The organism is Nocardioides sp. NPDC087217 (assembly GCF_044744805.1).
Classification (GTDB): domain Bacteria; phylum Actinomycetota; class Actinomycetes; order Propionibacteriales; family Nocardioidaceae; genus Nocardioides.
Map to the genome: position 1 here is coordinate 813,431 of NZ_JBIUZB010000001.1, position 13,729 is coordinate 827,159.

Annotated in this window: 10 protein-coding genes; all 10 read left to right on the plus strand. The window is 66.3% G+C overall.

The window, feature by feature from the left end; translation table 11 throughout:
* Positions 1-8: 8 nt before the first annotated feature.
* The 10 genes from ACIO3S_RS04105 (at position 9) to rpoB (ending at position 13,675) form a co-directional block, all read left to right on the plus strand.
* A complete protein-coding gene (locus ACIO3S_RS04105) occupies positions 9-836 on the plus strand; it encodes an ABC transporter permease (protein WP_355228099.1) in 828 nt (275 codons plus the stop codon).
* Complete coding sequence (locus tag ACIO3S_RS04110; protein ID WP_400459759.1) at positions 833-2,194, plus strand: MCE family protein; 1,362 nt, start codon at positions 833-835, stop codon at positions 2,192-2,194. The genes ACIO3S_RS04105 and ACIO3S_RS04110 overlap by 4 nt, the downstream gene beginning before the upstream one ends.
* Complete coding sequence (locus ACIO3S_RS04115) at positions 2,191-3,243, plus strand: MCE family protein (protein ID WP_400459762.1); 1,053 nt, start codon at positions 2,191-2,193, stop codon at positions 3,241-3,243. The genes ACIO3S_RS04110 and ACIO3S_RS04115 overlap by 4 nt, the downstream gene beginning before the upstream one ends.
* Positions 3,240-4,214, plus strand: coding sequence for an MCE family protein (locus ACIO3S_RS04120; protein ID WP_400459765.1), 975 nt, complete (start codon positions 3,240-3,242; stop codon positions 4,212-4,214). Before ACIO3S_RS04115 ends, ACIO3S_RS04120 begins: the two co-directional genes overlap by 4 nt.
* 79 nt (positions 4,215-4,293) lie before the next feature.
* Positions 4,294-5,436 (plus strand): MCE family protein, encoded by a 1,143-nt coding sequence (locus tag ACIO3S_RS04125; protein ID WP_400459768.1) that lies wholly within the window; start codon positions 4,294-4,296, stop codon positions 5,434-5,436.
* Entirely contained in the window at positions 5,433-6,905 is a 1,473-nt protein-coding gene (locus ACIO3S_RS04130; protein WP_160025581.1) for an MCE family protein, read from the plus strand. Before ACIO3S_RS04125 ends, ACIO3S_RS04130 begins: the two co-directional genes overlap by 4 nt.
* Complete coding sequence (locus ACIO3S_RS04135) at positions 6,902-8,170, plus strand: MCE family protein (protein ID WP_400459772.1); 1,269 nt, start codon at positions 6,902-6,904, stop codon at positions 8,168-8,170. Before ACIO3S_RS04130 ends, ACIO3S_RS04135 begins: the two co-directional genes overlap by 4 nt.
* Before the next feature lie 135 nt (positions 8,171-8,305).
* Positions 8,306-8,938: a hypothetical protein gene (locus ACIO3S_RS04140; RefSeq protein ID WP_400459775.1), complete on the plus strand. Its 633-nt coding sequence runs from the start codon at positions 8,306-8,308 to the stop codon at positions 8,936-8,938.
* Positions 8,935-9,855 (plus strand): J domain-containing protein, encoded by a 921-nt coding sequence (locus tag ACIO3S_RS04145; protein WP_400459778.1) that lies wholly within the window; start codon positions 8,935-8,937, stop codon positions 9,853-9,855. The genes ACIO3S_RS04140 and ACIO3S_RS04145 overlap by 4 nt, the downstream gene beginning before the upstream one ends.
* 349 nt (positions 9,856-10,204) lie before the next feature.
* Positions 10,205-13,675, plus strand: a complete 3,471-nt coding sequence (gene rpoB / locus ACIO3S_RS04150) for a DNA-directed RNA polymerase subunit beta (protein WP_350713356.1) — start codon at positions 10,205-10,207, stop codon at positions 13,673-13,675.
* Positions 13,676-13,729: the final 54 nt, after the last annotated feature.

Consider the following 13,729-nt stretch of genomic DNA (forward strand, 5'->3'; position numbering starts at 1 on the left):
CGAGACGGATGGCAAACCTCAAAGCGATCTACGAGAAGCCCGCCAAGAGCCTCGACCACCTCGGTGACGAGCTCGGCTTCTACCTGCGCGCGATCTCGTGGTTCCCGCGCACACTGAGGCGCTACAAGAAGGAGATCCTCCGGATCCTCGCCGAGGTCACCCTCGGATCGGGGGCGCTGGCCGTCATCGGCGGCACCGTCGGCGTGATCTTGGCGATGACCTTCTTCACCGGAGCCCAGGTCGGTCTGTCGGGCTACACCGCGCTCGACCAGCTCGGCACCTCGGCGTTCTCCGGCTTCGTGTCGGCCTACTTCAACACCCGCGAGATCGCGCCACTGGTCGCCGGGATCGCGCTCGCGGCGACGGTGGGCTGCGGCTTCACCGCCCAGCTGGGCGCGATGCGCATCTCCGAAGAGGTGGACGCCCTCGAGGTCATGGCGATCCCGTCGCTGCCGTTCCTGGTGACCACCCGGATGATCGGCGGCCTGATCGCGATCGTGCCGCTCTACGTGGTCGGCCTGCTCTCCTCCTACGTCGCCACCCGGTTCACGGTGATCCTCTTCTACGGCCAGAGCGCGGGCACCTACGACCACTACTTCAACACGTTCCTGCCACCCATCGACGTGCTGTGGTCCTTCGGCAAGGTGCTGATCTTCGCCGTCGTGGTGATCCTGATCCACTGCTACCACGGCTACAACGCCTCCGGCGGCCCCGCGGGGGTCGGTGTCGCGGTCGGTAAGGCGGTGCGTACGAGCATCGTCGCCGTCTCCGTGCTCGACCTGATGCTCTCGATGGCGATCTGGGGCAGCACGACGACAGTGAGGTTGGCGGGATGACTCAGACACTCGCTCGCGACGAGGTCCATCACGACCTCCCCGCGCCGCACAAGAGAAGCGCCGTGGCGCTCGCCTGGGGCCGGCAGAAGGGCAAGATCCTCGGGGTCGTCTTCCTCGCCCTACTCCTCGCGGCGCTCGTCCTGACCTGGGCGCAGTTCACCAACAGGTTCGGCAACTTCGAGGAGATCACGCTCAAGGCCGACCGCATCGGTCTGCAGCTCCCCGAGCGTGCTGACGTGAAGGTCCGAGGCCTGATCGTGGGCGAGGTCCTCGAGATGAAGCCGACCGACGAGGGTGCCGAGCTGACTCTGGGGCTGTTCCCGGACGAGATCAGCAAGGTCCACCCGGACGTGACCGGAGCGATCCTCCCGAAGACACTCTTCGGCCAGAAGTACGTCTCGCTGGTCCCGCCCGACACCGACTTCACCGAGCCGATCAAGGCCGGTGCCGTCATCGAGAAGACCAAGATGGCCACCGAGGTCCAGGCCGTGCTGCGTGACCTCTACCCGCTGCTGCGGACGATCCAGCCGGCCGACCTCAACAACACGCTCAACGCGCTCGCCACCGCGCTCGAGGGTCGCGGCGACAAGCTCGGAGAGTCGCTCGACACCCTCGACTCCTACCTGAAGCGGCTCAACCCCGAGATCCCCGCGCTGATCGAGGACCTCGAGCTCGCCACCGAGGTCTCCGGCACCTACCAGGCCGTGCTCCCGGAGATCGGTCAGATCCTGCGCAACACCATCGTCACCGCGACCACGCTCGAGGACCGCGAGGTGGAGCTCAAGAAGATGCTGACCGACGTCACCGCGTTCTCCAACACCGCCGACCAGTTCCTCGACGACAACGGCGACACGCTGATCCAGGTCGGCGAGGTCGGCCGGCCGGTCACCCAGACGCTGGCCCGTTACGCCCCGATGTTCCCGTGTCTCATCGGTGGCATGGACATCCTGACCGACGAGTTCACCGAAGTGTTCCGCAACAACACCGTCCACATCACGCTGGAGACGCTGCCGCACCAGTCGCGTCCCTACTCGACCAAGGACAAGCCGCGCTACGGCGAGGACAGCGGGCCCTACTGCGGTGAGATGCCGAACGCGTCCTGGAGCCAGAAGAAGCCGTTCGCGCCGTTCCCCAACAAGAACGACGGCGTCGACGAGCCCACCGGAAAGGGTGTCATGCGCTCCGCCACCGGGACGACCGGCTACTCGGCCCTGTCCTACGTCGGTACGTCGGCCGAGACCGATGTCATCAACGAGCTGTTCGCCCCCGGCATGGGCATGACCGCCAGTGAGGTCCCGGACCTCGGCGGGCTGCTGCTCGGCCCGGCCGCACGTGGAGCTGAGGTGACGTACGAATGAGTGCTGTGAAGCTCTTCGACGCCAAGACCTTCCAGGACTTCTGGAAGCTGGTGATCTTCGTGATCGTCACGACTCTCGCCACCGGCCTGCTTGCGATCACCATCGGCAACGTCACCTTCGGACAGACCGATGAGTACAAAGCCGTCTTCACCGACGTCACCGGTGTGAACAAGGGCGACGACGTACGCATCTCCGGGGTCAAGGTCGGCTCGGTCAAGGACATCGAGATCTCCGACGATGCCCGCAGCGCGGTGGTCACCTTCACGGTCGACAGTGCGCAGCAGATCGCGACCACGACCGAGGCGACGATCAAGTACCGCAACCTGATCGGCCAGCGCTACCTCGCGCTGACCAACCAGCTGGTGGGAGACGCCTCCGCGATGCAGGAGGGCCAGACCATCCCGGTCGGGCAGACCCACCCGGCGCTCGACCTGACCGTGCTCTTCAACGGGTTCAAGCCGCTCTTCCAGGCGCTGTCGCCCAACGACGTCAACACCCTGTCGTACGAGATCGTCCAGGTCTTCCAGGGCGAGGGCGGCACGCTGGAGAGCCTGCTCTCCCACACGGCCTCGCTGACCTCGACGCTGGCCGAGAAGGACCAGGTCATCAACGCCCTGATCGACAACCTCACCGAGGTCCTCGAGCACGTCGGTGATCGCGAGAAGGAGCTCTCCAGCCTGATCGTGACCTTCCGCGACTTCGTCGGCGGTCTCAACAACGACCGCGAGGCGATCCTCGGCTCCCTGGACCAGATCTCGGCGCTCTCCGTGGAGACCGCTGACCTGGTGCACGAGGCGAAGGACCCGCTGCTGGAGGACCTGCGGCAGGCCCGGAGGTTCTCCGACGAGGTGGCCGAGGACAAGCGCCAGCTCGACGACGCCCTCGAGCTCCAGCCGATCAAGCTGGACAAGATCGGCGCGACGGCCAGCTACGGCGGTTGGTTCAACTTCTACCTGTGCGGTCTGCGGGGCACGATCCGAGACCCTGAGGGCAAGGACCTCGAGATTCCGCTCTACGAGCCCGGTCAAGCGAGGTGCAACCTCGGATGATTCCCTTCCGCGAACGTAACCCAGTCAAGATCGGCGCCGTCTCGATCGCCGTCCTCGCCATGCTGATGGTGATGGCGTTCAAGGCCGACAGCCTGCCGCTGATCGGTGGTGGCACCACCTACTACGCCAACTTCTCCGAGGCCGGTGGCCTCAAGACCGGCGACGAGGTCCGGGTGGCCGGTGTCCGGGTCGGCAAGGTCGACTCGATCGAGCTGGACGGCAACCAGGTCAAGGTCGGCTTCAAGATCCGCGAGAAGGTCAACTTCGGTGAGAACTCCGGAGCGGGCGTACGCGTGAAGACGCTGCTCGGCGACATGTTCCTCGAGCTGCAGCCCGCCGGAGAGGGCCAGATGAAGGCGGGAGCCACCATCCCGGTGGACCGCACGGAGTCTCCCTACGACGTGGTCGAGGCCTTCGAGGGCCTGGCCGACACCTCCGCCAACATCGACAAGGACCAGCTCGCCGCAGCGCTCACCACGCTCGCCGACCTGACCCGGTCGACGCCGGAGGAGTTCCAGGCCGCTCTCAACGGCGTCTCCGACCTCTCCCGCAACCTGGCCGCCAAGGACGAGCGCATCGAGTCGCTGCTCACCCAGCTCGACCGGGTGACGAAGGTGCTCGACGAGCGCGACGAGGACCTGATCACGCTGATGAACGACGCCAACCAGCTCTTCGCTGCGTTGGTCGAGCGGCGCGAGGCGGTCCACAACCTGCTGATCTCGACCCAGCAGCTCTCGAAGGAGCTCTCCCAGCTGGTCGACGACAGCCGCGCCGACCTCAAGCCGGCGCTGGAGAGCCTCGACGTGATCCTCGACGTCTTCACGAAGAACGAGGAGAACCTCGAGAAGTCCCTGCGGCTGATGGCTCCGTTCTACAAGGTCTTCAACAACACCCTGGGCAACGGTCCCTGGTGGGACACCTACATCCAGAACATGCCTCCCGTCCCGGCTCTCACTGGGGGGACCCCATGAGCGAGCGTCAGCGAGTGAACATGAGGATCAACACGGCGCCGCGCCCGTATTCTGGCGCTTGCGCTACGGGGGTGGCGGCATGAACAAGTTCATCATTCCCATCATCATCGGTGCTCTCGTCCTCGGAGTCGGGGCCTGGGCGCTGGTCCGCGACACCGGTGAGAAGACGCTCGTGGCGCACTTCCCGCGCACGGTCTCGCTCTACGAGGGCAGCGACCTGCGCGTGCTCGGCGTCGCCGTCGGCAAGGTGACGAAGGTCGAGCCGAACGGCACCGACGTCAAGGTCACCATGGAATACAAGAGCGACGTCGACCTGCCCGCGGACGCCAAGGCCGTGATCATCTCGCCGTCGATCGTCGGCGACCGCTACGTCCAGGTCACGCCGGCCTACGACGGCGGCAAGAAGATGGCCGACGGTGCGGTGCTGAGCACCGACAAGACCTCGGTCCCGGTCGAGCTCGACCAGATCTACTCCAGCGTCGACGACCTCGTGGTCGCGATCGGTCCCGACGGAGCCAACAAGAACGGCGCCCTCACCGACCTGCTGCAGCAGACCGCGAAGAACCTCGGCGGCCAGGGCGAGAAGATCAACTCGACCGTCGGCGACCTCGGCAAGCTGACCAAGGTGCTCGACAACCGCGACGAGCAGTTCTTCGACTCCGCCGAGCAGCTCGAAGGCTTCATCGGCACGCTCGCCGAGAACGACAAGACGGTACGCGACTTCGCCCAGGCCCTCGCCGAGGTCTCCTCGATGCTGGAGGGTGAGCGCGAAGAGCTCGCCGCGTCGATGAAGAACCTCTCGGTGGCGCTGAACAAGGTGACCCAGTTCGTCCGGGACAACAAGGCGATCCTGCGCGAGGACATCCAGAGCCTCAACCGGATCGGCAAGGTCCTGGTGCGGCAGCGCAAGGCGCTCGACGAGAGCCTCCGGACCGCACCGCTGGCGCTCAACAACCTGGGTCTGGCGTACAACCCGGAGACCGCCACGCTCGACACCAACGCCAACATCACGATGATCCTCGACGAGATCATCGAGAACCCGGCCTCGTTCCTGTGCAGCCTCGTGGACCAGGCGACCGACGGCAGCAGCGCCGAGATCTGCTCGCAGATCCGGCAGATGCCGGGGCTGAACCGCTCCGCGGCGATCGGACTCGGCACGGGTTCGTCCTACGGGGTGCCCTATGACATGTCGCTCGGCGGCCTGGTGGAGGTGAAACGATGACGACGATGAAGCGCGCCCTCCAGGCGTTCGTCGGTGTGGTCGCCGGCGCCCTGATGCTGACCGGCTGCGGCACCTTCTCCGTCTACGACCTGCCGCTCCCGGGCGGTGTGGACGCCGGTGACGACGCGATCTCGGTCACCGCGCAGTTCGAGGACACCCTCGACCTGGTGCCCCAGTCGACCGTCAAGCTCGAGGACATCGACGTCGGCAAGATCAACAAGATCTGGCTCGACGACGGCGTCGCCACCGTCGAGATGCTGCTGAAGAAGGACGTCAGCCTGCCGAGCAACGCGCGGGCGTCGATCCAGCAGACCTCCCTGCTGGGCGAGAAGTTCGTCTCGCTGGAGCGGCCGGCCGAGCCCGACTCGACCAAGCTCGCCGACGGCTCGACCATCCCGCTGTCGCAGACCGGCCGCAACCCGGAGATCGAAGAGGTCTTCAGTGCGCTGAGCCTGCTGCTCAACGGTGGTGGTGTGGCCCAGCTGAAGACGATCTCGACCGAGCTCAACAAGGCGCTCGCCGGTCGTGAGGACTCCGCCCGCTCCGTACTTCACCAGGTGGAGAAGCTGGCGCGCGACCTCGACAACAACAAGGAGAAGATCGTCGCGGCCATCGAGGCACTCGATGCGCTGGCGAAGGCCACCAACGCGCAGATGGGCTCCATCGACGCCGCCCTCGACGAGCTGCCCTCGGCGATCTCCAGCATCGACAAGCAGCGCGCCGACCTGGTCAAGATGCTCAAGGCCCTGGAGCGGCTCGGAGACACCGGCGTACGCGTCATCCGGGCGTCCAAGGACAACACCATCGGCATCATCAAGGATCTCAGGCCGCTCCTGTCGAACCTGGCCGACTCCGGCGACGACTTTGTCCGGGCGATGAACACGATCCTCACCTATCCGTTCGTCGACGCGGCGGTCGGTGGTTCGCCGCAGGCCGCGCGCAACCTGCACATGGGTGACTTCGTCAACCTCGACGTCACCGTCGACCTCAACCTCGACACGTTGCTCCAGAACGCGCCTCGGGTCGGCGACACCGTGTGCTGGGGTCTCGAGGAGATCAACCGGCACCTCAAGACGTTCCCCGACGAGGAGACGGCTCTCGACTGGCTCAACAACCTGACGAACGTCTGCAAGGACGGCGGGCTGGCCAGCGCCATCGACACCTGCCAGGAGGTGCTGACGGGACAGTCCTCCTCGGCGCCCCAGGCATGCGTGACGGGCGTGCTGGGTTCGATCGGTAAGACCCTCGACGGCCTGCTCGGGCTCGGCGCTCCCTCCTCCAACGGCGGGAGCACCACCGACGACGGCTCCGGGTGCGTGCTGATCCTGTTCTGCCGTGCCGGCGCGACGCCGGGGACGCATGCGGTGACGTACGACGAGCTGAGCAAGGAGCTCGACCCGGGGCTGACCTCGCTGATGATCCCCGCGCTGAGCACCTCGAGCAACACTCATCAGGAGGGCGTCTCATGATCACCCGCCGTACGAAGATGCAGCTGATGGTCTTCTTGCTGATCACCCTCGTCGGGGTCAGCTTCGTCGGTGCGCGCTACGCCCGCCTGGGGTCCCTGTTCGTCAAGGACCACTACGTCGTGATGGCCCACTTCGAGCAGTCCGGCGGCATCTACGAGGACGCCGAGGTCGACTACCGAGGCGTCAAGGTCGGCCAGGTCGGTGAGCTGGTGCTCAACCGCAGCGGCGTCGACGTGACCCTGAAGATCGACAAGGGGTGGGAGGACAAGATCCCGGCCGACAGCCTCGCCGTGGTCGGCAACCGCTCCGCGGTCGGTGAGCAGTACGTCGAGCTGCAGCCGCAGTCGAAGGGCGCGCCCTACCTCGAGGACGGCTCCGAGATCGCCCGCGCCGCGACGACCACGCCGCTGCCGACCGAGAAGCTCCTCGAGGACGTCACCACGACGGTGAACTCGGTCGACCAGAAGGCGCTCACCACGACCATCGACGAGCTCGGCAAGGGTTTCGCCGGCACCGGTCAGGACCTGCAGACCATCATCGACACCGGCACCGCCTTCGTGGAGACCGCCGATCAGAACTTCGCCCTCACCACCCAGCTGATCCGGGACAGCAACACGGTTCTCCAGGGCCAGCTGGACAGCAGCTCGGCGATCAAGTCGTTCGCGACGGACCTGGAGCTGTTCACCGGCACCCTGGCCGGCTCCAACAAGGATCTGATCAGGCTGATCGAGAGCGGCTCGGCCAGCTCGGTCGAGCTGCGGCAGTTCCTGGAGCAGAACGACGTGGAGATCAGCGAGCTCCTCAACGAGGTGCTGGTGACCGGCAAGGTCGTCCGGAAGAACCTGCCGGGTGTCAGGCACCTGCTCTCGATCTTCCCCGTCGTCGTCGAGGGCAGCTTCGCGGTCGTCGACGTCGGCCACCCCGGCCTGGCGCAGGCCCACTTCGGGCTGGCCCTCACCACCCAGACGCCGTGCAAGCAGGGCTACGAGAGCACCAAGAAGCGCAGCCCGCTGGACCTGCAGAGCCGTCCGTTCAACACCGAGGTCTCCTGCACCGAGGACCCGTCCAAGTCCAACGCTCGCGGGTCCAGCCAGCTGCCGCGCGCCGCGGCGGGCGGGGCCGGCTCGATCGCCAGCTTCGACCCGGAGACCGGAGAGCTCACCTGGGGCGAGGCGGAGGAGACCACGGTGTCGACCGCGGCGCCGGCCTCCTACGGCGAGGACGCCTGGAAGTGGCTCTACCTGCAGCCGATGGAGACCGAGTAGCCGCACCCTGACCACCACGCAGCCGACCGGGGTCGGGGCCCGAAGTGCTGCCGCATCGACCGACTCGCCCGCGGCGTACGGTGTTGATGCTTGGAAATGGCTCCTGGAGCCGCTGACCACAGAGAGTGATCCGTCTTGAGCACCACGACCGACCCCGGACCCGACACGGAGACCGGCGCAGAGACCGACCAGGCGACCGCGAACCGGGGCGCCCTGCTCCGCTGGGGCGTCCTGGCCCTGCTGATCGCCGTGATCCTGGCTGCCGTCGGCTACGTCGGCTGGCAGCTGACCCGCGGCGCCGACGAGTCGGTGGTGAGCCAGCGCGAGCAGGTCATGGCGGCGGCCGACAAGTTCGTCGGCCGGGTCAACACCTACGGTCCCGATGATGTCGGCAGCGACAAGAAGACGATGCCGAAGTATCGCGAGCGGGTGGGTAAGCTGCTCACCCCGAAGTTCGAGAAGAGCTTCCTGGGCAACGTCGCCTTCGCCGAGGCCACCGTCGTCCAGCAGGGCGTCGGTCGCACCACGAGCGTGCACAGCACGGGCGTTGCCAGCCTGGACGAGGACAGCGCGACCGTGCTCGTCGTCGCCGAGCTCGCGATCAGCTACCCGAAGTCCGAGGGCTCCGAGGAGCGCGTGGAGGCGGCGCGTCAGCTCGCTCGGACGGAGGTGGAGCTGGTGAAGCAGAACGGGAAGTGGCTGGTCGACGACTGGTACCCCGCCGAGGAAGCTCCTACTTCGGAAAGCAGCGAAGGGGTGACACCATGAGTTCCACGATGACTAGTCCGACCTGGTACGACCTGCTCGACGTCGAGCCCGATGCCGCCACCGACGACATTCGCGCGGCGTGGAAGTCCGCGATCGCCGACCTGGACCCCACCGACCGCCGCTTCCGCACCCTCAACGATGCCGCGGCGGTTCTGCTGGACGAGAAGAAGCGGGCTGCGTACGACGCGGAGCTGGCCGCTCTCGAGGAGGCCGCGGCCGAGGACGAGGACCGCGAGGCCGACGAGGAGACCGCCGACGTCGAGGTGGCGGCCGACGCAGAGGACGACGAGCCTGCCGACGAGGAGCCCGACGCCGAGGAGAGTGCGGCCACCGGACGTACGCTGCCGCTGCTCCCGACGTGGGGGCTGCTCGCCGCCGGCGCGCTCGCCCTGGCCTCGGTCGTCGCTGCCGGCGTGGTCTTCTTCGGGCAGGAGAAGGTCAGCACCGTCGCCAACAACAACGTCACGACCAGCACCGTCGAGGGTGCGGTGGGCAAGCAGATCACCCGCAACCACAAGCTCCTCGTCGAGGAGCAGGGCGGCGAGGCGCTCGAGGCGGCCAAGAAGGCAGTCGTCCCGCTGCTCTCCTACGACTACAGCAAGATGGACGAGTCGAAGAGCAAGGCTCACGACGTGATGACGAAGGACTACCGCGAGGACTACGACCGGCTCTTCGCCGTGCTCGTGGACAACGTCCCCGAGACGAAGACCGTGGTGAAGACGCTCGCCCCGGTCGACGCCGGCGTCATCCGGGTCTCCGAGGACACCGTGCAGATCCTCGTGCTGGTCGACCGTCAGGTCACCAACGCCCAGCGGAGCACCCCGATCGGCTACCAGGAGTACGCGATGCTCACGATGGCCAAGGTCGGCGACGAGTGGCTGGTGGACAAGGTCGAGACCCAGCCCAGCCAGGACTAGGCGGCGCTGTGGCCCGGCCTCAGGGCCTTTGCACTACCTGTCAAGTGATTGGAATAACTTTTCCGTGGGTCGGACCGATTGGCGCGGATGCTTGACCCGGGGTGCCGATGGGGCGCATGATCATCCGCGATGCTCGACAATGGCACTGCACCAAGAACGCCGACGGTCGAGCGCCGCAGGTGTGAATGAAGGTACGCCGGACTTTTAATTGGGCCCGGTGTTGTGAAGTGCGCTTTTGTGCCGTACTATGGCGCTTTGCGCATGCCTTCATATGCCCCTCAGCCTGCCCGGTGGCTGTTCGGTGGTCGGCAGCGCGAATCCACCTGCGAACCTTGTCGAAGGATTCCTCTTGGCCGCGCGCACCTCGTCGGGTGACTCCACCCCTCGCCGCATCTCTTTCGCTAAGATCTCAGAGCCTCTCGAGCTTCCCAAGCTCCTCGCCCTCCAGACCGACAGCTTCGACTGGCTGATCGGTAACGAGCGCTGGCAGGAGCAGGTCGCCGCCCGCGAAGCAGCGGGCGAGGACGTGTCTCACAAGTCCGGTCTACAGGAGATCTTCGAGGAGATCTCCCCGATCGAGGACTTCTCGGAGACGATGTCCCTCTCGTTCGAGAGCCCTGTCTTCTACGACCCCAAGTACACCGTCGAGGAGTGCAAGGAGAAGGACTTCACCTACTCCGCGCCTCTCTATGTCTCGGCGGAGTTCACCAACAACGACACCGGTGAGATCAAGGGCCAGACGGTCTTCATGGGCGACTTCCCGCTCATGACCGAACAGGGCACCTTCGTCATCAACGGCACCGAGCGTGTTGTCGTCTCGCAGCTCGTCCGGTCCCCGGGCGTCTACTTCGAGCGCACCGCCGACAAGACGTCCGACAAGGACATCTACACCGCCAAGCTGATCCCCAGCCGCGGCGCCTGGCTCGAGTTCGAGATCGACAAGCGCGACCTGGTCGGCGTCCGTCTCGACCGCAAGCGCAAGCAGAACGTCACGGTGCTGCTCAAGGCCCTCGGCTGGACCAACGAGCAGATCCGCGAGGAGTTCGGCGAGTACGAGTCGATGATGCTGACCCTCGAGAAGGACAGCACCACCGCTCAGGACGACGCGCTGCTCGACATCTACCGCAAGCTGCGCCCGGGCGAGCCCCCGACGCGTGAGGCCGCGCAGACGCTGCTGAACAACTACTACTTCAACCCGAAGCGCTACGACACCGCCAAGGTCGGTCGCTACAAGGTCAACAAGAAGCTCGGTCTGACCGAGGCCTTCGACCAGCAGACCCTGACCGTCGACGACATCGTCGCGACGATCAAGTACGTCGTGGCGCTCCACGACGGGCGTACGCAGCTCGACATGCCGCAGGGCACGATCGACATCGCCGCCGACGACATCGACCACTTCGGCAACCGCCGGATGCGGACGGTCGGCGAGCTGATCCAGAACCAGCTGCGTACGGGTCTGGCTCGTATGGAGCGCGTGGTGCGCGAGCGGATGACGACCCAGGACGTCGAGGCGATCACGCCGCAGTCCCTGATCAACATCCGTCCCGTGGTCGCTGCGCTGAAGGAGTTCTTCGGGACCTCGCAGCTGTCGCAGTTCATGGACCAGAACAACCCGCTCGCGGGCCTGACGCACAAGCGGCGTCTGTCGGCTCTCGGCCCGGGTGGTCTCTCCCGTGACCGCGCCGGCATGGAGGTCCGAGACGTCCACCCGTCGCACTACGGCCGGATGTGTCCGATCGAGACCCCTGAAGGTCCCAATATCGGTCTGATCGGTTCGCTGGCCTCCTTCGGCCGGATCAACCCGTTCGGCTTCGTCGAGACGCCCTACCGCAAGGTCGAGAACGGTGTCGTCACCGACAAGATCGACTACCTGACCGCCGACGACGAGGACCGCTACGTCATCGCGCAGGCCAACGCGGCCGTCGACGAGAACATGAAGTTCGCGACCGAGCGCGTGCTGGTCCGCCAGCGCGACGGTGAGGTCTCCGAGCTCCTGGCCGACGAGGTCGACTACATCGACGTCTCGCCGCGCCAGATGGTGTCGGTCGCGACCGCGCTGATCCCGTTCCTCGAGCACGACGACGCCAACCGTGCGCTCATGGGCGCCAACATGCAGCGTCAGGCGGTGCCGCTGGTCCGCAGCGACTCGCCGCTGGTCGGCACGGGCATCGAGTACCGCGCGGCTGTCGACGCCGGTGACGTGCTCGTCGCGAAGAAGGCCGGTGTGGTCAAGGAGGTCTCCTCCGACCTGATCGAGACCCTCAACGACGACGGCACCTACACCTCGTACAAGCTCGCGAAGTTCGAGCGCTCCAACCAGGGCAACTGCGTCAACCAGCAGCCGCTGGTCGACGAGGGCGCCCGGGTCGAGGTCGGCTCCCCGCTGGCCGACGGTCCGGCGACCCAGGGTGCCGAGATGGCGCTGGGTGCCAACCTCCTGGTCGCCTTCCAGTCGTGGCAGGGCCACAACTACGAGGATGCGATCATCCTCTCCCAGCGTCTGGTGCAGCAGGACTACCTCACCTCGATCCACATCGAGGAGCACGAGGTCGACGCCCGCGACACCAAGCTGGGTCCGGAGGAGATCACCCGGGACATCCCGAACGTCTCCGAGGAGATGCTGGCCGACCTCGACGAGCGCGGGATCATCCGCATCGGCGCCGAGGTCACCACCGGTGACATCCTGGTCGGCAAGGTCACCCCGAAGGGCGAGACCGAGCTGACCCCGGAGGAGCGCCTGCTCCGCGCGATCTTCGGTGAGAAGGCGCGCGAGGTCCGCGACACCTCGATGAAGGTTCCGCACGGCGAGGAGGGCACCGTCATCGGTGTCCGCGTCTTCGACCGTGAGGAGGGCGACGAGCTGCCCCCGGGCGTGAACCAGCTGGTTCGGGTCTACGTGGCGCAGAAGCGCAAGATCTCCGTGGGTGACAAGCTCGCCGGCCGTCACGGCAACAAGGGCGTCATCGCGAAGATCCTGCCGGTCGAGGACATGCCGTTCATGGAGGACGGCACCCCGGTCGACGTTCTGCTCAACCCGCTCGGTGTTCCGCGTCGTATGAACATCGGACAGGTCCTGGAGCTCCACCTCGGCTGGCTCGCCAAGCAGGGCTGGGACCTCAACCTCTCCGAGGACCCCGAGGACAGCGCCTGGAAGCAGCGCCTCATCAAGATCCACGCCGACAAGGCCGAGCCGGGCACCAAGGTGGCCACCCCGGTCTTCGACGGTGCGCGTGAGGACGAGATCACCGGTCTGCTCAGCGCGACCCTCCCCAACCGGGACGGTCGGCGTGTGGTCGGCACCGACGGCAAGGCCCGCCTCTTCGACGGTCGCTCCGGCGAGCCGTTCCCGGAGCCGGTGGCCGTGGGCTACATGTACATCCTGAAGCTGCACCACCTGGTCGACGACAAGATCCACGCGCGTTCGACCGGTCCGTACTCGATGATCACCCAGCAGCCGCTCGGCGGTAAGGCCCAGTTCGGTGGCCAGCGCTTCGGTGAGATGGAGGTCTGGGCGATGGAGGCGTACGGCGCCGCCTACGCCCTGCAGGAGCTCCTGACCATCAAGTCGGACGACGTGCCCGGCCGCGTGAAGGTGTACGAGGCGATCGTCAAGGGCGAGAACATCCCCGACTCGGGTATCCCGGAGTCGTTCAAGGTTCTCGTCAAGGAGATGCAGTCGCTGTGCCTGAACGTCGAGGTGCTGAGCCAGGACGGTTCGGCGATCGAGCTTCGTGACGCGGAGGAAGACGTCTTCCGCGCCGCCGAGGAGCTCGGCATCGACCTCTCCCGTCGCGAGCCCTCTTCCGTAGAGGAAGTCTGACGAGCGGGGAGGTGCGCCCCCGGCGTACCTCCCCTCCCTCAGTCCCCTTTGAAC